Here is a 20,199-nt window from a genome sequence, read left to right on the forward strand (position 1 = left end):
GTGAATTAAAAATGGGCACGCCGACGGGGTCGGGTGCCCATTTTTTGTGGCTGTCTGCTGGCCTTGCCTCAGCCGTACAAGTAGTCAAAAAAACGTGCGTAATTGTCCACGCCCAACAACGGGCTGACCTCCTTGTTGAGTAACTTCACGAACTTGCTGGAAAGCTCATCGTCGTCATTGTAGATATCAAAGATGTCGAATTTTCCATGGACGATCTCGACAGTCTTGGCGAACGCGAGCAGGAAGTCAGCGAGAGAGTCGGCAATCTTGAACGGCGCTACGGCATCGTAGCTCGCCAATACCGGTGTGCCTGGCATGTCGGTCACTGCGATAACGGGCTTGCCTCCGCCGATGTCATCCATGAACACCAGATGTTGCGCAGGCCAGTTCCCGTTCAACGCCGTTTTGTTGGATTCGCCTGCCCACCTGTAGCCGACCTGGCCTTCTTCCAGCGCGTCCAGGTTAAAAAAACAGATGGGCGTCAAGCCCGTTTCGACTTCCACATCGACCGGCTCGCACAGGTCGTAAAAGTAGTCCGTCTCGGCAGAACGGGCGAGAGTTTTCGGCCATTTGGCGTTTGTCTGGGCGTTCTTTTCGAAGCTACCTTCGATATCAAATTTCTTGTGGACGCGGCGCAGTTCTTTAAATGCGTTATCAAGGGCGCTCATGTGCTTCTCTAATGGAAACCTATTTACGGCATAAAGGGGACGGATTTATTTGGGCTGTAAAGATAGATGGGCCGGTAAATAAATCAGTCCCTTTACCGTTAATTTATTCTGGGCTCTTCAGCTGTGCTGGTGGCAACTTTTGCACCTCCCGACGTATGGCGGCGTAAATATTTTCTACGGGCTCTGATAGATGTATCGGGAGAGCGTCAAATATTTCCTTCACGGCTCGTTCATGATAGGCAAGGTATTTTTCATAACTCGTTGGGTCTTCATTGATGGGCTCATGAGGCATTTTCAAAGAATAGCTGACTGTTTTATTTCTTTTCGACACTTCAGGTCCCATGATTTTGAGATCCGTTAAGTCAGCCATGCTGGAGTCTTTCAAGCTCAGCCAATAGTTGTCGCCATATTTTTTGTCGAATTCCTCGGTGTCGACTATTCGACGTTCCAATTGTTCACGAATAATCCGGCTAACGAGGTGCGAGACATAAAATACAGCGCTAGGTTCTGGGAACAGGCCGCCGATAGCGATAGGGAATGGGGTGCGCATTATTTACCTCTTCTATTTGCCGCAGAGCGATTTAGGGCCTTTATAGCTTTTTCTATTGCCTTCGGGAATTTGGCCACCTGTTTTTTCGAAGTGGGCGTCCAATTTCGCCGTTTCAATAGTCTTCGCTGCCTGGGTCGAACTTATACCGCTTTCCAGAACAGTTCCCTTGATCGTTTTTCCAGGGTTTAGACGTTCTAGTTTTTCTACCTGCTGATGAAGCCTGGTCGGGTCGCCGCTGGATTTTGTCACGCGGTTCATATCGGCCTTGCCGTATTTGTACAGCTCACCATCTATTCGAATCTCATAGACGCCAAAATTACCTACGGCCCCGTTGGTATTCAGATTGATCAGCCCCCATGGATCAATCCATGAAATAGGATTAGGTGCGTACTTGTAGAGGTTGATCCCCCCCACCAACCCCATCGGGTCCGGCGTAGTAAACCGCCCCACATCCGGATCATAAAACCTGAACGTATTGAAATGCAGCCCTGTCTCCCGATCCAGATACTGCCCCTGAAACCGCAGGTTCTGTTCCTCGATGTAGTACGGCTCCCGCACCTCCTCCAGCGTGTTGCCCCACACCCGATAAGTCGCCCGCCAGACGTCATGCCCATCCGCTTCGGTGAGTTGCTCCGGCAAGCCATTCAGGTCGTTGTGGTAGTAGCGGATCTTCTGCAGCGGCCCCGTGCCGTCAACCCGGGCCAAGGGTTCGTAGCCTTCGTCCTGATAGACATACAGACTGGTCTGGCTGTGCCTGTGCTCCTGCAACAACCGCAGGCCATCCCACACGAACCGCGTTTCCCCCAGCGGATAGCCGTCGCTGCCGTGTTCGGTTTTCCCGATACGCCGGCCTAACGGGTCGTAGGCCATTCTGACCACGCTGCCGTTGTCATTGCGTACTTCGATCAGTCGGCTTTCAGCATCATAGGCAAAGCGTTGCACGCCCCGCGCGGCACTGCGTTTTTCAATCGTGCGGCCGAACGCATCGTAGCGATAACGCTTGTCCTGATAGGTCAGCAGTTTGTTATGTACCACCAGCCCAGCGCCCGCCTGCGGGCCGTCGAGCAGGTTGGCGGCCGCGTCGTAGGCGAAGGTTTCGCGCTGGCCGTGCAGGCTGTCCTGGCTGGCGATGATGCGGCCGGTGGCGTCGTAATGCAGCAGTTGGCGATGTTGCGCGGTGGGTTGCTGGTCGAGTTTGCCGATCAGGTTGTCGGCGGGGTCGTACTCGAACTGTTTTTGCGCCGCAGCAGGTAGCAGGGACGGCTGGCTGGCGTGGCGGCGCTGGCGTGAGCGCAGGCGGCCGCTGCGGTCGTATTCGCTGCGGGTATTGAGCTGGCCTTGGGTGCGCAGCACTTCGCGGTGCAGGCGATCGCGTTCGAAGTCGCTGATGACCTGGCCGTCGAGGTTGATCTGGTGCAGGTGGCCGCTGCCGTAGCGCAGGCGATTGAGCGAGCGACCGTCGGGCAGTTGGCTCTGGATCAGGTTGCCCAGCTCGTCGTAGTGGTGGTTCAGGTCGCCCGCCGCGCTTTGTTCGCACAGCAGTTGGCCGAGGGCATCGTAGGCAAAGCCCAGGGCTTGGGTGTTGCCGTTCAAGTTGGTGAAGGTCACGGCGGTAAGTTGATCCACCGCATCGTAGGTGTAGTCGGTACGGCCATCGTCGGTGGTCTTGGCGATCAGGCGGCCAACCGCATCGCGCTCCAGCGCATGGACGATGGGGGCGGGCGGAGTTTCGGGGACTACCGCCAGGCCACTGCCGTGTGGCGCGGGAACTGCGGTCACCGCAATCACGTTATTCAGTGGGTTATAGCTGTAGCGCTTGGCGCTGCCGTCAAGGTCTTGCTGTTCTGTCAGCCGATCCCCGGCATCCCAGGCAAACCGGTAGCGCTCGCCGTTCTCGTTGATCAGCGCTTGCAGCCGCCCGTAGCTGTCATAACCGAACTGCACCTGTCGGCCGTGGGCATCAGTGCGCTGGCGAACCTGGCCGCGACGGTTGTGCTGATAGAGCGTGGTGTGCCCGGCCGGGTCGGTGTAACCCACCAGCTGCCCGCTGATGTCGCGCTGGTATTGCTCGGTGCGCCCGTCCGGCAGTTGGCTGCTGAGCAGGCGGCCTTGGGCGTCATAGCTGAACAAGGTGCGCTCGCCGAGGGCGTCAGTGATCACCTGCAAATTGCCGCGCGCGTCGTAGCCAAAGCGGGTTGGATAGCCCGAGCAATCAACGTGTTCCACCAATTGCCCGAACGGATTCCAGCGCAGCTTTTTGCTTTTGCCAGTGGCGTCGATGATTTCCACCGGCTGGCCGTGGTCGTCGTAGCGGTAGCGGGTGACGTAGCCCAGCGGATCGGTTTCGGCGATGCAGTTGCCACGCGGGTCGTAGCGGTACTGCCAACTGTTGTTGGCCGCGTCGGTTTCCACCAGCGGCAAGGCCCAATGCTCCAGCCACAACGTCGAATCACTGCGCCCCAACGGGTCACTCTCGCCGATCAGATTCCCGGCCTCGTCATAGCTGTACTCATAACGCCCACCCTGCGGATCGGTGGCGCTGAGCAATTGGCGCTCGTCGTTCCACTCGAACAGCCAGGTCTGGCCGAGGTTGTCGCTGTACTGGATGATCTGGTGCTGCGTGTTCCACAAGCGGGTGCTGACGCGCTGCAAGCCATCGGTGATGCGCGTGAGCCCAGCCTGCAGGTCATAGTCGAACTGGTAAGCGTCGCCTTCATCGGTCCAATGCCGGACCACACGCCATTCCAGGTTTTCAACCAACGCCCATTCGTAAAAACACCGTAACCCGGTCGGCAGTTGATGCTCCACCATCCGCTGGCCGTTGTCGTAGGCAAAACGCCGCTGTACCTGACCGGTCGCGTCGCGCACTTCAGCAAGGCTCCCGGCCATGTCGTAGCCGTAGCTGACCAACACTTCGCGGCGTTGATCGGGATACACAAGCTCGATGCGCGCCAATCGGCCTTGCTCACGAACCAGTTCAACCTGCACCAGATCGAACGTATCGCGCAGCCGTACCAGATGCCCGGCTTCGTCGTAGTCGACGTAGATACGGTTGTCGTTACGATCACCCAGTTGGCTCAGGCGCAGCCGCGCCGGGTTGGCAGTGGGCTCGAACAACCGGTACAGGCCATCGTCGCTTTCGATCAGCAACTGCCCATTGAGGTGGCGGCGCACTGCGAGCCCTTCACCAGCGCTGAATACCGCGCCGCCCAAAGGAATCGAACCCATGTCGATCGGCCGACCCTGCTCGTCGGTGTAGACCAATGTCTCACCGCCATCGGGATGGGGCAGGATCTCGACGCACACTTCATAAGCCACGCTCCAGCCTCTGCCGAACAGGCTGCCCGAGCGTTCATCGCGGCTGTTGTAGACCCGTTGCCAGGCAATCGGCAGGATGCCGGGGAGCACAAAATCCAGCTCCTCGACATCGCCCAGCACTTTCGCGCCAGTGGCAGCGTGGACTGGGTTCGACGAGCCCATCGCCGCATTCGCCATCGCGCCCATCGCACTGCTCACGGCCATCGATGTCGCACCGCTGATCAGCATGCACGGCAGCTTGCTGAAGAACTTGCCCTTGCCACCCTTGAGCATCAACAACGCCGTCACCGCCAACCCCACGCCCGGCGTCTTGCCGCTGCGGATCTCACGCACCACCACCGAACCGCCGCCGATGGTCACGTTGGACGAGATCAGCCCCGACGACACCACCGTCGCATCGCACGTACTGCGATCACCGCTGCGCACCGCCGGCTGGCCGTTGACCGTGACCTTGTCCGAGCCCTCGGCCAGAAACTGCGGCGGCATCGGCGGGTGCTTCATGCACACCACCAGGTCCAGCGGTTTGGGCACTGCGCCTGGCGCCGGCGTGGCGACGGTGGGGCGCCACATCTGCGAGAAGAAACTCTCGGCCATGTCCAGGTAACCGGGCTCTGGCGCGGGTTCTTCCAGCTCGGTGCCGGCCGGCGCGACGTGGGAGCTGATCGCCCCGGCGGCGCGGGCGGCGGGGGTGTTATTGGTCAGGGTGTTAGTGGAACCGGTGAGAATGTTCGCCTGTACCGTGGGCGGGAACAGGGCGTTGCTGAAACTCTCACATAAATTCGATAAGCCTTTGTCCGCCCCCGTCTTGCTCATGGCCAGCCCGACAATCGTGCCCACCACCGCGCCCAGCAGGAAGCAGCCAAGCCCGCCAGTGGCCACGGTTATGCCGGTGGCGGCCACCACCGCAGCGGTCGCCACGGCGGTGATCGCAATATTGGCCGCCACCTCCAGCACACCGCCGAGGATGTCGGCCATCATCGAGGTGTGGGCGAGCGCGTCGCCCATGCGGGCCGCCCATAGCGCGTCAGACATGCAGGCGACTCATCAAAGGGCGTCGAACGATAGCGAGTTTTTGATCAATGCCCAATGCGCTGCCTCGGCATCGCCGAGCTTTTCGGCTTTCACATAGCTCAACGCGAGCATCTTGCGTGTGCCCGGCAACACCAGCGCCAACTGGTACTGGAACACCTTGTCATTGCCCTTGTTGAACTGGCTGCGCAACTCGATGCCTTCGATTTCTTGCGCCGCGCCCAAACGCACGCCAACGCTCGGCTGGCAGCGCAAATCCTGCACCTGTTGCTCCAGGCGCTTGAGCTGGTCGGCGAAGTTGCTGTGCAGGGTTTCGCCCTCGGCCAAGAGGCTGCGACTGATGATCAGGGAAGTGCCCAGTTCAGGGAACTTGAGGATATTGATCGTCGCGTCCTGCAACTCGGCGGCCGGCAGTTGGAATTGGAATTCGTTGATTCGATACGTCATCGCAAACAGGTCTCGTCAGGAGCTTTTGGGCGTTGGAAACGCGGCGTTGATATTGGCGTCGATGCTGGCTTTCACGCCCTGGCCATCGGGCGTTGCGCCAGCGCCGCCGCCGTTGTTCAGGTGCAGCACACCGCCGGTGTTGAACTCGGCATCGCCGCTGGCATAGAAGCTGATCTGCACGCCCGTCAGGTTGATCTGCCCGCTGGCGTTCAACTCCAGGATGCTTTCACCGCACACCAGGCGCAGGTTTTCGCCCACTTCGATGACGTAGCTCTGGCTGATGCTGTCGGTCTTGCGCTGGCCCACCGAGAGGATGTCTTCCTGCTTGACGATGCGCAGGCGGTTGTTGCCGATGGTCACCGTCTCGTTGTGGCCGATGCTCTTGTTGCGGTCATGTCCCACCGAGTGGCTCTCATCCACCTCCACCACGATGTCCTGGTTACGCTCGGCATGGATGTACAACTGCTCCAGGCCCTTCTTGTCCTCCATGCGGATTTCATTGAAGTTGGCCGGCGTGCCGCCCTTGCTGGAGCGGCTTTTCATGCCGCTTTGCGTGGCGTTCTCCGGCAAGTCGTAAGGCACCGTCTGTTCGGCGTTGTACACGCGCCCGGTGATGATCGGCCGGTCGGGATCACCCTCAAGAAAACTCACAATCACTTCCTGGCCGATCCGTGGGATCTGCATCGAGCCCCAGTTCTTGCCGGCCCAGGATTGCGACACACGAATCCAGCATGAGCTGTTTTCGTTGGATTGGTCGTGACGGTCCCAGTAGAAGTGCACCTTCACGCGGCCGTACTGGTCGGTCCAGATTTCCTCGCCCTTGGGCCCCACCACCAGCGCGGTCTGCGGGCCTTTGACGATGGGCCGGTGAGTGCTGGCCAGCGGGCGGAAGCTTTGCTGGGCATCGATGCAGTTCAGGCTGCTGCTGAACTGCGCCGCGCCCGAGCCGCCGCCGCTTTCCAGGCTCTCCTGGGTGATGTGGTAGCGAATGCCGACGATCAGGTATTCGCGGTTCTGGTCCTGGCGACTGAAGCCGGTGAGGCTGAACAAGTGCCCCGAGCCCAGGCCTCGCGCATTGCCGCTGAACTCGATCTGTTCATGCAGGGTTTGCAGGGCTTCGATGCGGGTGCGCGCGTAGTGTTCGCCGTCCTGGCTTTGCACATAGGTGCCAGGGTAGTCGTACAGCGGATAGTCGCCGGCGGTGTGCGGGCGCGGCATGGCTGAGCGCACGTCGATGCTCGCGCCGGGGCGTTGGAAGTCGTAGTCATTGAGCTCCAGCGACCCCGGTTGCACTTGCTGCGCCAGGTGCCAGTTGTGCATATGGTCGCGTTCGCGCTGCTGCTCGTCCTTGGGGTAATACGGGATCGACGCGTAGCCCGGCACCGTGGTGTGGGCGCCATAGGCGTCGGCCAGCACCAGCACATGGCGGTCCTGTTCATGGCGGAAGAAGTAGTAGATGCCTTCCTGTTCCATCAAGCGGCTGACGAAATCGAAGCTGGTCTCGCGGTACTGCACGCAGTATTCCCACTCGCGATACGGGCGGCTCAGGGCGTCTTCGAAATCCGAAAAACCCAGGTCGCGAAACACCTGCTTGATGATCTGCGGGATGCTCAGGTTCTGGAAAATCCGGCAATCCGAGGTGCGGCTCAGCAGCCAGAACCACGGGCGCAGCACCACCTGGTAACTGGCGAACTGGCCCTGGTCGATGTCCTGGCTGCACCGCGCGACGATGCCGTGGAAGTGCCGCTCACCGCCGTCCGCCAATTGCAGGCCGACGCTCATGGGTTTGCCGAGCAACTGGTTGAGGTCGATGTTGGCGTCCAGGGACGTCAGTTGCAGCTCATAGTTGAACAGCCGGCCCAGCTCCTCACCGCCGCCCATGGCATTGAGCAGCAGCACATCCGGCCCGAGGGGGCTGGTGATCTTGGCCAGGCGTGAGGCTTGGTTGAATAGCATCGGTTGTCCTGTAAATGTCGGAATACCTGAGGGAACCGGATCAAAACTGTGGGAGCGGGCTTGCTCGCGAATGCGGTGAGTCAGTCGCCGGATGTATCAACTGACACACCGCATTCGCGAGCAAGCCCGCTCCCACAATTTGAACCGCGTTCCGTCAGGTCAATCGTTGTCGCTGAAGGCGTAGTGCAATTCGTTATCCCGACTACTGATCCGCACCCCCGCCAACGCCTTGCCTTCGAGCATGCGCGTGAGGAATTCACGGCTCATGTCCGGCAGCAAACTGTTGGTCAGGATCGTATCGATCATGCGCCCGCCGCTCTCAGTCTCGGTGCAGCGCGAGACGATCAGGTCGACCACCGCATCGTCATAGTCGAAGGCCACCTTGTGCGTGCTTTCCACCCGCTTCTTGATGCGGTTCAACTGCAGGCGGGTGATCGCCTTGAGCATCTCGTCGCTCAGCGGGTAGTACGGAATCGTCACCAGGCGCCCCAGCAGCGCCGGCGGGAAAATCTCCAGCAGCGGCTGGCGCAACGCCTTGGCGATCTCTTCCGGCTCCGGCACGTTCGCCGGGTCCTTGCACACGTGGGAAATCAGCTCGGTGCCGGCGTTGGTGGTCAGCAGGATCAGGGTGTTCTTGAAGTCGATCACCCGGCCTTCGCCGTCTTCCATCACGCCCTTGTCGAACACCTGGAAGAAGATCTCATGCACGTCCGGGTGGGCTTTTTCCACCTCATCCAGCAGCACCACGCTGTAGGGTTTGCGCCGTACCGCTTCGGTCAGCACGCCGCCTTCGCCGTAGCCGATGTAACCCGGTGGCGCGCCCTTGAGGGTCGACACGGTGTGCGCTTCCTGGAACTCGCTCATGTTGATGGTGATCACGTTCTGCTCGCCGCCGTACATGGCTTCGGCCAGGGCCAGGGCGGTTTCGGTCTTGCCCACGCCAGAGGTACCGGCCAGCATGAACACGCCAATCGGTTTGCTCGGGTTGTCGAGGCCGGCGCGGGAGGTCTGGATGCGCTTGGCGATCATCTGCAAGGCATGGTCCTGGCCGATGATGCGTTTTTTCAGGTGCTGGTCGAGGTTGAGCACCGTCTCCAGTTCGTTGCGCGCCATGCGACCCACCGGGATGCCGGTCCAGTCGGCGACCACCGAGGCCACGGCCTGGTAATCCACGGTGGGCAGAATCAGCGGGGTTTCGCCTTGCAGGGCGCTGAGGCGCTGTTGCAGGTCGACCAGTTGCGCACGCAATTCATCGTTGCCGCTGTCCACGGTGCCGACGGTTTCGCGCAGGGTCGCGCGGGTGGCGAGCAGTTCATCCACCAGGGCCTTCTCTTCGGCCCAACGGCTTTCCAGGGTGGCAAGACGCTCACGTTCAGCGCTCAACAACGCTTCGCTGTTGGTTTGCCGCGCACCAATGGCAATGCCGATGGCATGTTCGCGGGCGATGATTTGCAGCTCGGTTTCCAGCGCTTCGATGCGGCGGCGGCTGTCGTCCACTTCCGCCGGCAGCGCGTGCAGGCTGATGGCGACGCGGGCGCAGGCGGTGTCCAAAAGGCTGACGGATTTGTCCGGCAACTGGCGTGCGGGAATGTAGCGGTGGGACAGCTTCACCGAGGCTTCCAGGGCTTCGTCGAGGATCTGCACCTGATGGTGTTTTTCCATGGTCGAGGCCACGCCGCGCATCATCAGCAGCGCCTTGTCTTCCGACGGTTCGGCGACTTGCACCACCTGGAAACGGCGGGTCAGCGCCGGGTCTTTCTCGATGTGTTTCTTGTACTCGGCCCAAGTCGTGGCAGCCACGGTACGCAAGGTGCCACGAGCCAGGGCGGGCTTGAGCAGGTTGGCCGCGTCACCCGTGCCGGCAGCGCCACCGGCGCCGACCAAGGTGTGGGCTTCGTCGATAAACAGGATGATCGGCTTGGGCGACGCCTGCACATCTTCGATGACCTGGCGCAGGCGCTGTTCGAACTCGCCTTTCATGCTCGCACCAGCTTGCAGCAGGCCGACGTCGAGGCTGCGCAGTTCTACGTCTTTCAACGCCGGCGGTACGTCACCGGCGACGATGCGCAGGGCAAAACCTTCGACCACGGCGGTCTTGCCCACGCCGGCTTCGCCGGTGAGGATCGGGTTGTTCTGGCGGCGGCGCATAAGGATGTCCACCAGTTGGCGGATCTCTTCGTCGCGCCCGACAATCGGGTCGAGCTTGCCGCTGCGTGCCTGTTCGGTCAGGTCGACAGTGAAGCGTTTGAGGGCTTCCTGCTTGCCCATGGCACTCGGCGCCATGGCGCCGCTGGCTTCGCCCGGAACGGCACCGGCATTAAAACCATCGCTGGCGCTCAGGGCGTTTTCCGGCGAGTCGCCGACGTATTCGTCAAAGCGCTCGCTCAGGGCTTCGGCCTTGATCTTGTCGAACTCCGCCGACAAACCCAGCAATGCATGGCGCAGGCTTGGCGTCTTCAAGATGCCCAGCACCAGGTAGCCGGTGCGCACCTGGCTTTCGCCAAACATCAGGCTGCCGTAGACCCAGCCGCGCTCCACGGCTTCTTCCACATGGGAGGACAGGTCGGTGATCGACGTCGAGCCGCGCGGCAGGCGGTCCAGGGCTTCGGTGAGGTCACGGGCCAGGCGCGCCGGCTCGACGTTGAACTGGCGGATGATGCGGTGCAGGTCCGAGTCCTGCAGTTGCAGCAACTGGTGAAACCAGTGGGCCAATTCCACATACGGGTTACCGCGCAATTTGCAGAACACCGTGGCGGCTTCGATGGCCTTGTAGGCCACGCTGTTGAGTTTGCCGAACAGCGCGGCGCGACTGATTTCACCCATGCTCTGGATTCCTTGAGGTGGTGGCGTGATCGGCGTAATGCCGGGCCAGGATTAGGTCGTTGGCGTCTCGCTCGGGTTGACCGAGCCAGGTGTTGAAGCCCAGGCGGAACTGCCCATTGAGTTGCAGCGCCGGCACTTCGGGTTGTTGCAAAACCAGGTTCAAGTCCCAGTCCAATTCATGGCCCAGGTACTCGGCGACCCACGCCACCAGCTCGTTGAACGGCTGTTGGCCGGGCAACATGCCCATATAGTCATCGAGGCTGAGCGGGCCGAGGCGGATGCGGAATTTATGCTGGCGGTCCCACACGTGGCTGCCCAGGCAAAAATCCACGCCCAGGCGGTTGGCGCTGACGCCGACGCGGCTGCGTTCAGGCAGTTCCAGCCATTGGCCGACGTACTCTTCGATGGCCACCGGCAAGCCGAAATACTCGCCGAGGATCGCCTTCAAACCGTCCGGGTAGCGGGTTTGCGCCGACAGGTGGCCGCTGTAGTGCAGCTTCGCGGTGTCGGGGATCAAACCCTGATTCAACAGGCTCGGCATGCCACGGCCACTCAAGGCGGCGAGGCGGGCGGACCAGTAATCATCGTGCGGGCGGTCGTGGCTGACCGTCGGCCGCGCCTCGGCCCAGGCCCGGTAAAACAGGCTGAGCAGGCGATGGTGGAACACGTCCAGGAACTGCTTGCTGGTGCTGTCGGCGTTGTTGCGCTGACGCTCGCGCACGTACTCGGTGATGTGTAGCGGCAGCGGGCCGTTGGGGCCGCCGAGGCCGAAAAAGAACTGCTCCAGGCGCGCGGGCTTGCCGTCGCCGCCGGGCTCTACCGACGCCAGTGTGGCCGGGGCGAAGGTGCAATCGGCCTGCTGCCCCAGGCGCAACGGATCGTCCGCCAGGCGCAGGGAATGGCCCAGGCGCGGCAACTCCGGCGATTCGCACTCGATCCGTCGCAGCGCCTGGAAGAAATCGTATTCCCAGGGCTCCTGATGCATCGCATCCAGGGTCTTCACAGGGTTGGCCGCCGGCCGGGCTTGGCTTTCCAGCGCATGATCTCGCCGCGTTCGGTGGTGCGGATCACCGTTTCGGTAAAGCTGTTGATCGACACGTAGCGCGCGAGGAAGCGCTCCAGCACCGCACCGAGGAGGAACACGCCGGTGCCGCGAAACGCGTTTTCATCAAACTCCAGGGTGATCTCCAGGCCGCGACCAAACACAATCGGGCCGGGCATCGGCAGGCGGCGGGTCACGGCTTTGCTGCTGACTTCGCGCAGGCCTTCGATCTGTAATTGCAGCGCTGCGTCGTTGCTGTCGCCGTACAGGCGCAGCAGTTCGCGCAAGGCGCCGGCGCCCTGGCCTTGTTCGCTTAGCGAGAGGTAGTTGAGCGACAGCTGACTGATCAGGCGCCAGGCCTTGGCGTCATGCGCGTGGCTGGCGCGCGGGCGGCTCGGCCCCGCGACGCAACGCACGGCCAGCACCGGTGCGCTGTCGGCGAGGGTGAAGTCGGTCTTGCCATTGCCCACGCTCATGAACAGCGGCAGGTCGCGGTTGGTGCACAGCGCGGTGACGCCGAGCTGACGCAAGTCGTGGCCGTACGGCGCCTGGCGGCTGTCCACCAGGCTGACGAAGGTTTCGCTGCCCACATAGGTGGAGCGCGGGCCGTTGCGGCGCTGGTCGCTGGACAGCACGCGGGGTTCGCGGCGCACCGTGTAATACGCCTGATCGCGGCCGTAGCGCGACGGATCGCGCACCGCATAGAACGGCAAAAACGGCTGCTCCGGCCCGGTGCCGTGGCCCGTCAGGCCGCTCAGGGAATGAATCTCGAAATCCATCGGCCGCGTGCGGTCGGCGATCACATGGTGTTCGTTGACCCGGTCGGACAGATGGATACGGTCCACGCGTTTCGGGAACAGGTTGATCGCCGGCGTGCAGAACGGCAGGAACTGTGCCGCGCCGACGCTGCCTTCCAGGCTCGGCTCGTGACGGTCGAACAGCACGATCAGTTCCAGTTCCTGGCCGTCGCAGCGTTTGACCGCGCGGCTCAGCTCGGCGAACTCGACGAACAGATAGCGGTGGGGCAGGGCGAAGTATTCCTGCAACAGGCGATAACCCTGGAACGCCCGCGCCACTACCGGCATGGCCGCGTCGGCGTCGTCAAAACCACGGGAACGCAGCGCTTCTGGCGCCAAGCGCTCGACCCAATCGCCACCGGGTTTGCGCGCGAACACCGCGCAGGCATTGCCGAGCAATTGTTCGTAGAGACGAAACGGTTGCTCATCCGCACCACTGAGGTACAGCGGCAGCGTGTCCAGGTCGAGGCTGTGGAACGGCAGTTCGGCACCGGTGCGCAGGGTCAGGCGCAGGCCGGCCTTGGCCTTCGGTTCGCTGGCGGCCAGGCGCCCGAGCACGGCGGCAGGGTTGCCAAAGTACTCGGCGTTGCTCACTTGCAGCGGCCACAACGTCACCGGGTGCGCGGTGCGGTACTCGCAGCAGGTCTGGGTTTCGCGGCCCAACGCAGCACGCAGGACGGTGTCGCGGGGCAGGGGGAAACCGCTGGCCAGCGAGCCTTCGTCCGGGTCGGTCTGCAATTGCACCACGGTCATCGACGGTGTTGGCGCCAGGTAGTGCGGGTAGGCGATTTCCAGCAGGTTGTGGGTGAAGGTCGGGTATTCGGCGTCGAGCTTGAGCTGCACGCGGGCAGTCAGGTAGGCGAAGCCTTCGAGCAAGCGTTCGACGTACGGGTCGGCGCAGTCCATACCGGACAGGGTCAGCCGACTGGCGATCTTCGGGTATTCCTTGGCGAACTCGGCGGCGCTTTCGCGCACGTGGTGCAGTTCCTGGTTGTACAGCTCCAGCAGGCGCGGGTTCATGGGCGTCTCCGCTGGTCGGCATTGACCACGCGCACGTGGCCGGATTCCAGGTCGAGGTCGGTTTGCAGCAACAGGCGCAACGGCACAGGCTGCGCCCACAGGTCGCCTTCGATCTCGAAACTCAGCGCGTTGTGATTCATCTCGCCATGGCCGACGCGGGCTTTGACCCGCAAGGTGTGGCGCAGGATGCGCGGTTCAAAGGTGGCGATAGCCTGGTAGATCAACGCTTCCAGGGCCTTGATATCGACGCTGGACACACTGTTGCCCGCCAGCGCCGGCAGGCCGTAGTTGACCACCGAGGTACCGGCCGGGGTGTGCAGCGTGGCATCGGCATCCAGCAACGACGTGGTGTTGAGCAGCCACGCCAGGTCGCGCAGAACCGAGGCTTTTAATTGGGTCAGGGACAGCACGCGTTTGTCGGCGCTTTCCTTGGGATTGGTTGGATCGTCATCGGTCAACCGGTCCAGCAGGGACGGTTGCAGACGGTCGCGGGAAGCGATTTCAGTGACCACCAAAGCAGCTCCACGGACGGGTTGTGAGAGGGACAATTGAATTGCGGCCGTGGCGCTGGGCCACGGCCACAAGGGCTATCAGCGCTTGGTGTTGGAACGGATATTCCAGCCAAACTTGATCGCGCCGCCGTCTTTGGTGCCGTCGGCTTTCTGCGGCTGGTAGTCGACCATCACCTGGGCGAAGTTCAGGGTGACGTTCTCGGTCAGGCGATCATCGGAACCCGAGCCGCCAGTGCTCAGGGACGTGACCAGCACTTCTTCCAGGTTGATCACCATGTACTCGACCTGGCTTTCACCACCGGCCTTGCGCACGGTGAGCTTGACCTTGTCGATGTGCTTGCCGCTGGCGCAGTGCATCATCAGGTTCGGCGAGGCCTTGTCGACGTACTTGGTCAGCGACAGGTCCTGGATATTCACCTTGCCTGCGCCGCCGCCACCGCCTACGTGCATGTTGCCGGACTGGGCCATGCCCCAGCTCCAGTTCAATACGTCGATTTCGTCCTTGTGGGCCTTGTCCATGGACTCGCCCTTGATGTCGCCGATCTTGATGAAAATATCAACAGCCATGTTTTCTCCCTGTGTGGCGTGGGCCACTGAATTTGTTGATCGTCCCCACGCTCTGCGTGGGGACGCATCCTGTGACGCTCTGCGTCACTGGGACGCGGAGCGTCCCGTGCGGCATTCCCACGCAGAGCGTGGGAACGATCATGCTTAGGCGGATTTTGCCGAAGGCAGCTTCGATACCAAACGCAGCGACACGGTCAGCCCTTCCAGCTGATAGTGCGGGCGCAGGTAGAACTTGGAGTTGTAGTACCCCGGGTTGCCTTCCACTTCTTCCACGATCACTTCGGCCGCTGCCAACGGGTGCTGGGCCTTGGTGGTTTCGGTGGAGTGGGCCGGGTCACCGTCCACGTAGTTCAGGATCCAGTCCTGCAACCAGCGCTGCATCTCGTCCTTCTCTTTGAAGGAACCGATCTTGTCGCGCACGATGCACTTCAAGTAGTGGGCGAAGCGGCAAGTGGCGAACAGGTACGGCAGGCGCGCGGCCAGGTTGGCGTTGGCGGTGGCGTCCGGGTCGTCGTATTCGGCCGGTTTCTGCAACGACTGCGCGCCGATGAACGCGGCGAAGTCGGTGTTTTTCTTGTGCAGCAGCGGCATGAAACCGTTCTTCGCCAGCTCCGCTTCACGGCGGTCGCTGATGGCGATTTCGGTCGGGCACTTCATGTCCACGCCACCGTCATCGGTAGGGAACGTGTGGGCCGGCAGGTTTTCCACTTCACCGCCGGACTCCACGCCACGGATGCGCGAGCACCAGCCGTAGTGCTTGAACGAACGGTTGATGTTCACCGCCATCGCGTAGGCAGCGTTGGCCCAGGTGTACTTGGAGCTGTCGGCGCCGTCGGTGTTTTCTTCGAAGGCGAAGGCTTCCACCGGGTCGGTCTTGGCGCCATACGGCAGGCGCGCGAGGAAGCGCGGCATGGTCAGGCCGATGTAGCGCGCGTCTTCCGATTCACGCAGGGAGCGCCAGCCGGCGTATTCCGGGGTGGTGAAGATCTTGGTCAGGTCGCGCGGGTTCGACAGTTCCTGCCACGAGCCCATGCCCATCACGGTCGGCGAAGCCGCAGCGATGAACGGGGCGTGCATGGCGGCGCAGACTTTCGACAGCTCGCCCAGCAATTCCACATCCGGTGGCGACTGGTCGAAGTAGTAGTCGCCCACCAGGCAGCCGTAAGGTTCGCCGCCAAACTGGCCGTATTCTTCTTCGTACATCTTCTTGAAGATCGGGCTCTGGTCCCACGCGGTGCCCTTGAATTTCTTCAGGGTCTTGTGCAGGTCCGGCTTGGAGATGTTGAGCACGCGGATCTTCAGCTGCTCATCGCTCTCGGTGTTGTTGACCAGGTAGTGCAGGCCACGCCAGGCGCTTTCCAACTGCTGGAAATCCTGGTGATGGATGATCTGGTTGACCTGGGCGGTGAGCTTGGCGTCGATGGCGGCGATGATCGATTCAATCGACTTGATCGCGTCGTTGGACACCAGGTCTGTCTGCGCCAGAGCCTGTTCGGCCAATGTGCGCACGGCGGTTTCCACGGCTTCGCGGGCACGCTCGGTCTTGGGCTTGAACTCTTGCAGCAGCAGGTTGGCGAACTCGCTGGCTTCCTCGGTGGCACCCAGGATTGGCGCGCCTTCGCGGGCGGTATTGTCACTCATGATTACTGCTCCCCTGCAGGCTTGGGCGCGCTGGCAAGTGCTTGCAGCAATGCCGGGTCCTTGATCGCCTTCATGATGATTTCTTCAGCGCCGGTCTTGCCGTCCATGTAGGTCAGCAGGTTGGCCAGTTGGGTGCGGGCTTCGAGCAGCTGGTTCAGCGAATCGACCTTGCGGGCCACGGCGGCCGGGCTGAAGTCGTCCATGCTTTCGAAGGTGATATCCAGGCTGAGGTTGCCTTCGCCGGTCAGCTCATTCGGCACATGGAACGCTACGCGCGGCTGCATGGCCTTGAGGCGCGAGTCGAAATTATCCACGTCCACTTCAAGGAACTTGCGGTCGGCCACCGGCGCCAGAGGCTCGGCGGGCTTGCCGGCGAGGTCGGCCATCACGCCCATCACGAAGGGCAGCTGGACCTTTTTTTCGGCGCCGTAGAGCTCGACGTCGTACTCGATCTGCACCCGAGGCGCGCGGTTGCGCGCGATGAATTTCTGAGAACTTTGCTTCGCCACGTTGCTGCTCCTGGTCGCTTGAGCGACGGTGTTGTTACTGCACGGCCGGGCGGTTTACTCGCCGTCCGGGCCGCGCAGGTTTTCAAATTGGGACATGCCGTCGGGAATCAGATTGCGCACGATTGCCGCAAAGTCGGCGTGCACCAGATTCTTCGCCCGGTTCAACAGCACCGGCAGCGGGCTCGAAGGCTCGTGCCGGGTGTAGTACGCAAGGATCTTGTCGAGGCTGCGCAGCACGTCATCGCGGTTGGCGATATCGCCCGCTGGGCGCGGTGCTGCGGGGGCGGCGGCGGATTCGACCGAGGGGGCATTGTCTTCACTGACGGCCTCGGGAACGCTGCTGCTATCGGTGCCGGGCACCGCTTGGTTGAGTATTTGCAACGCTTGCTTGAGCGGTTGCTTCAAGGCGCTGAGGTCCACGCCCTGGGCGGAACCGACCTGTTCGTTGACCTGTTGCTCGATGGCTTCGCAGGCCGCACGCGCGGCGCTCAACGCATCGCGGGTGGCTTGCAGCTGCTCGGGGTCGCTGTCGAGGAACGCGGCGTTGAGCTGCTGGGCGCCGAGTTGTTCATCGGCAAACGACTGCAGGCCGCTGGCGTTCAGCGCCGCGCGCAGGCTCACCGGGCCGAAGGTGCGCGAGCGCGTGAGGATGCTTTCGCGCAGCAGGCGGATGTTCGTGTCGCAGGTCAGGCCGGTGAGGGCGTTGATGCGGACGGTGGGGTCGTTATCGTCGTCGGCGTCCAGGCGCGGATGCAACTCGGCCCAGTAGTCGCGCAGCAGTGCGTTGATCAACGAGAGGGCTTGCGCCAGCCCGGCTACACCCTGGAGGGCGAGGGCACTTTGCAGCAGGAAATGGGTGATGCGCAGGTCTTTGCTGCGCTGCAGCAAGTCGAGGCTTTGCTGCTGGATGTCGCGCCATTGTGGTGGCTCAGCGGGCAGGATCGAGTCGCCCATGCTGCGCTCGGGTTGGCCCTTGGCGGCACGCTCTAGTTGAAGAAAGTCCGCGTCATATTCCATGTCTTCGCCACACGGCGAATTCGCGGAAACGGCGGCGAGCAGCAACGGCACATCCACTGAATTTGATCTCCTTATCAGCCCGTTAGATGGCGGGCAACGCATGCATTAGTTGCGCGAGGAACTTTGCATGTTTTCTCGGTCATATAAGCAAGATGCCACTAGTGTGCCATCATGGTTATCTGAGAAGTTGTGCATTTTTGGTGTAGTACTTACGCCTTGTCAAGGTAAGCTATTCGCCCTCTGTGACAGATGTGCGGTGCTTAACAACTCTGCGCGACTGGTGGGTCTAACGGCACGCCGGGACAGGATTTTTGTCATGGAGCCCGGTTAAGATCAGCAATTGTGCGGGTGTTGCAAGGTTTTACGGTGGGTTGCACGACCTTATGGAGAGACTTTCTGGAACTAGCGTCCAGGAAGTAGAGCGCGCGCGAAGTATCAGCAAGGAGGCAAGATGTCGCTGTGTTTGACTATCACTAGTTATCACAAGATTACCCCAGGGCAATGCGCCGAAAAGTCCATGGATCAGGGCGTGATGGCTATTGGCCGCAGTTTGGATAATGACTGGGTATTGCCTGACCCTGAGCGTCTCGTCTCCTCGCAACATTGCGTTATTCAGTACAAAGATGGCCGTTATTATTTAACCGATAACAGCACCAACGGTGTGGAGTTGGTGAACGCCGGCATTCGCCTGCGCCGGGGCAACAGCGAGCCCCTGCAACATGGCGAGTTGATCCGCATCGGTGACTACGAGATCCAGGCGCGTATCGACTTCAACGTGCAGGCCAGCGACAGCCAGCCATTTGCCGCCGATGCCGCGAACAGTTTTGAAGCGCTGATGGGCGCCGTGGCGAGCCAGCCGGTGATCGCGCCGCAGTTCCAGGGCGCCTCGTCGATGGACACCCTGCCGGACCTGTTCGACTTCCTCAGCCCCAGCGCCGTACCGCCGCCGACCGTGGCCGATCATGTGCCCAGCGAGCAGCACGACTTCCGCCCGCCGACCCCTGTAGCCAACGAAAAACCCGTGATGTCGGGTGCGGTGATCCCGGATGACTGGGACCTGTTGGCCGACGCGCCCGCACCCGCGCCCGTCGTTGCGCCGGTTATCCAGCCGCCGCCGGTGGCCGATACCGCGCCACAAGCCGACCTGCTGCAAGCCTTCCTGCGTGGCGCCGGTCTCGACCGGTTGCGCCTGGACACCGCCGATGCCGCTGCCCAGATGGAAAACATCGGCCGCAGCTACCGCCTGATGGTCGAAGGCTTGATCGATGTATTGCGTGCCCGCGCCAGCCTCAAGGGCGAGTTTCGCATGCAGCAGACGATGATCCAGCCCGCCGAAAACAATCCGTTGAAATTCGCCCCGAACGCCGACGAAGCGTTACTGCTGCTGCTTCGCCACGGCAACCAGGCGTTTATGGCGCCGGACGCCGCCGTGCGTGACAGTTTCAACGACCTGCGCGCCCACCAACTGGCGGTGATGGCCGGGGTGGAAGCGGCGATCAAGCACCTGCTCACGCGCTTTGAACCGGCGCAACTGGAAGAGCGCATGGGCAAGCCCGGCGGCTTGTCGAGCCTGTTCAACGGTTCGCGCCAGGCCCAGTACTGGCAGCAGTTCACCGAGCTCTACAGCAATATTTCCCGCGAGGCCCAGGACGATTTCCAGGACCTGTTCGGCCGCGAATTCAGCCGCGCCTACGAAGACCATAGCGCACGACAGCGTCGCTAAAAACCGCACCACATGGATTTAACGGATAGCTAAGTACGTCATTGAGGACGCAGGATGATTCCCAGGTTTTTACTCGCAGTCGCCACCGTGCTGCTGCTGACGGCGTGTGCCAAAGACGCCGTCGCGCCCGCCGCGGCCCCGGAGGTTGAAGCGGACACCGCTGCCATCGAGCTGCACTTTCACGCGATCAGCGGGCTCAACCCCGGCGCCAATGGCCAGGCCGCACCGGTGCGGGTGCGCATCTTCGAGCTGAAAAACGCCGCCACCTTCGCCCGCTCCGATTACTTCGCCCTGGCCGACCGCGCCCAATCTACCCTCGGTCTGGACCTGCTCGACCAGGACGAAGTGGTGGTGCAGCCCGGTCAGCAACTGAGCATTCAGCGCGACCTCGACCCGTCCACCCGCCAGATCGGTTTGCTGGTGGGCTACCGCGAACTGGACCGCGCGCAATGGCGCACGGTGATCAACGTACCCGCGCGCCAATACACCGAATACCAGATCAGCCTCGATGTGCGTGCCGTGCGCGCCGACGTCGTGGTCTCCCCATCCAGCCCAGCCCAATAACAAGCAATCGGAGCCC

Annotated in this window: 15 protein-coding genes; 2 read left to right on the forward strand and 13 right to left on the reverse strand. The window is 61.8% G+C overall.

Annotated features, from left to right (window positions below; translation table 11 throughout):
- Window positions 1-68: 68 nt before the first annotated feature.
- From ACZRMO_RS06240 to tssA, 13 genes are all read right to left on the reverse strand, one after another.
- Window positions 69-668 (reverse strand): hypothetical protein, encoded by a 600-nt coding sequence (locus ACZRMO_RS06240; RefSeq protein WP_463972266.1) that lies wholly within the window; start codon window positions 666-668, stop codon window positions 69-71.
- Between the two features lie 103 nt (window positions 669-771).
- Window positions 772-1,218 (reverse strand): hypothetical protein, encoded by a 447-nt coding sequence (locus ACZRMO_RS06245; RefSeq protein WP_463972267.1) that lies wholly within the window; start codon window positions 1,216-1,218, stop codon window positions 772-774.
- Window positions 1,219-1,230: 12 nt separating this feature from the next.
- Window positions 1,231-5,568: an RHS repeat-associated core domain-containing protein gene (locus ACZRMO_RS06250; RefSeq protein ID WP_463972268.1), complete on the reverse strand. Its 4,338-nt coding sequence runs from the start codon at window positions 5,566-5,568 to the stop codon at window positions 1,231-1,233.
- 12 nt (window positions 5,569-5,580) lie between these two features.
- On the reverse strand, window positions 5,581-6,012 hold the full coding sequence (locus ACZRMO_RS06255; RefSeq protein ID WP_463972269.1) for a DcrB-related protein: 432 nt from the start codon (window positions 6,010-6,012) through the stop codon (window positions 5,581-5,583).
- A gap of 15 nt (window positions 6,013-6,027) precedes the next feature.
- Window positions 6,028-7,968, reverse strand: coding sequence for a type VI secretion system Vgr family protein (locus tag ACZRMO_RS06260; RefSeq protein ID WP_463972270.1), 1,941 nt, complete (start codon window positions 7,966-7,968; stop codon window positions 6,028-6,030).
- Window positions 7,969-8,127: 159 nt separating this feature from the next.
- The gene (tssH, locus tag ACZRMO_RS06265) at window positions 8,128-10,791 is read right to left on the reverse strand and encodes a type VI secretion system ATPase TssH (protein WP_463972271.1); all 2,664 of its coding nucleotides are present in this window, start codon (window positions 10,789-10,791) and stop codon (window positions 8,128-8,130) included.
- Window positions 10,784-11,827, reverse strand: a complete 1,044-nt coding sequence (gene tssG / locus ACZRMO_RS06270) for a type VI secretion system baseplate subunit TssG (protein WP_463972489.1) — start codon at window positions 11,825-11,827, stop codon at window positions 10,784-10,786. The genes tssH and tssG overlap by 8 nt, the downstream gene beginning before the upstream one ends.
- Window positions 11,791-13,650 (reverse strand): type VI secretion system baseplate subunit TssF, encoded by a 1,860-nt coding sequence (gene tssF, locus ACZRMO_RS06275; protein ID WP_463972272.1) that lies wholly within the window; start codon window positions 13,648-13,650, stop codon window positions 11,791-11,793. Before tssF ends, tssG begins: the two co-directional genes overlap by 37 nt.
- Complete coding sequence (tssE, locus tag ACZRMO_RS06280) at window positions 13,647-14,162, reverse strand: type VI secretion system baseplate subunit TssE (RefSeq protein WP_005792513.1); 516 nt, start codon at window positions 14,160-14,162, stop codon at window positions 13,647-13,649. The genes tssF and tssE overlap by 4 nt, the downstream gene beginning before the upstream one ends.
- A 78-nt stretch (window positions 14,163-14,240) precedes the next feature.
- The gene (locus ACZRMO_RS06285; RefSeq protein ID WP_017735732.1) at window positions 14,241-14,729 is read right to left on the reverse strand and encodes an Hcp family type VI secretion system effector; all 489 of its coding nucleotides are present in this window, start codon (window positions 14,727-14,729) and stop codon (window positions 14,241-14,243) included.
- Between the two features lie 144 nt (window positions 14,730-14,873).
- Window positions 14,874-16,370 (reverse strand): type VI secretion system contractile sheath large subunit, encoded by a 1,497-nt coding sequence (gene tssC, locus ACZRMO_RS06290; RefSeq protein ID WP_017735733.1) that lies wholly within the window; start codon window positions 16,368-16,370, stop codon window positions 14,874-14,876.
- A gap of 2 nt (window positions 16,371-16,372) precedes the next feature.
- Window positions 16,373-16,879: a type VI secretion system contractile sheath small subunit gene (tssB, locus tag ACZRMO_RS06295; RefSeq protein WP_003195557.1), complete on the reverse strand. Its 507-nt coding sequence runs from the start codon at window positions 16,877-16,879 to the stop codon at window positions 16,373-16,375.
- A gap of 54 nt (window positions 16,880-16,933) precedes the next feature.
- Complete coding sequence (gene tssA / locus ACZRMO_RS06300) at window positions 16,934-17,953, reverse strand: type VI secretion system protein TssA (RefSeq protein WP_463972273.1); 1,020 nt, start codon at window positions 17,951-17,953, stop codon at window positions 16,934-16,936.
- Between the two features lie 394 nt (window positions 17,954-18,347).
- Between tssA and tagH the strand changes: the two genes are divergently transcribed.
- Window positions 18,348-19,619, forward strand: coding sequence for a type VI secretion system-associated FHA domain protein TagH (tagH, locus tag ACZRMO_RS06305; protein ID WP_463972274.1), 1,272 nt, complete (start codon window positions 18,348-18,350; stop codon window positions 19,617-19,619).
- 54 nt (window positions 19,620-19,673) lie between these two features.
- Complete coding sequence (gene tssJ, locus ACZRMO_RS06310; RefSeq protein WP_463972275.1) at window positions 19,674-20,183, forward strand: type VI secretion system lipoprotein TssJ; 510 nt, start codon at window positions 19,674-19,676, stop codon at window positions 20,181-20,183.
- The last annotated feature ends 16 nt before the right edge of the window (window positions 20,184-20,199 follow it).

The organism is Pseudomonas sp. B611, assembly GCF_055407965.1.

Bases quoted from the DNA above. Each gene is read 5' to 3' on its own strand.
- ACZRMO_RS06240 (WP_463972266.1), bottom strand. From the start codon at position 668: ATGAGCGCCCTTGATAACGCATTTAAAGAACTGCGCCGCGTCCACAAG.
- ACZRMO_RS06245 (WP_463972267.1), bottom strand. From the start codon at position 1,218: ATGCGCACCCCATTCCCTATCGCTATCGGCGGCCTGTTCCCAGAACCT.
- ACZRMO_RS06250 (WP_463972268.1), bottom strand. From the start codon at position 5,568: ATGTCTGACGCGCTATGGGCGGCCCGCATGGGCGACGCGCTCGCCCAC.
- ACZRMO_RS06255 (WP_463972269.1), bottom strand. From the start codon at position 6,012: ATGACGTATCGAATCAACGAATTCCAATTCCAACTGCCGGCCGCCGAG.
- ACZRMO_RS06260 (WP_463972270.1), bottom strand. From the start codon at position 7,968: ATGCTATTCAACCAAGCCTCACGCCTGGCCAAGATCACCAGCCCCCTC.
- tssH (WP_463972271.1), bottom strand. From the start codon at position 10,791: ATGGGTGAAATCAGTCGCGCCGCGCTGTTCGGCAAACTCAACAGCGTG.
- tssF (WP_463972272.1), bottom strand. From the start codon at position 13,650: ATGAACCCGCGCCTGCTGGAGCTGTACAACCAGGAACTGCACCACGTG.
- ACZRMO_RS06285 (WP_017735732.1), bottom strand. From the start codon at position 14,729: ATGGCTGTTGATATTTTCATCAAGATCGGCGACATCAAGGGCGAGTCC.
- tssC (WP_017735733.1), bottom strand. From the start codon at position 16,370: ATGAGTGACAATACCGCCCGCGAAGGCGCGCCAATCCTGGGTGCCACC.
- tagH (WP_463972274.1), top strand. From the start codon at position 18,348: ATGTCGCTGTGTTTGACTATCACTAGTTATCACAAGATTACCCCAGGG.
- tssJ (WP_463972275.1), top strand. From the start codon at position 19,674: ATGATTCCCAGGTTTTTACTCGCAGTCGCCACCGTGCTGCTGCTGACG.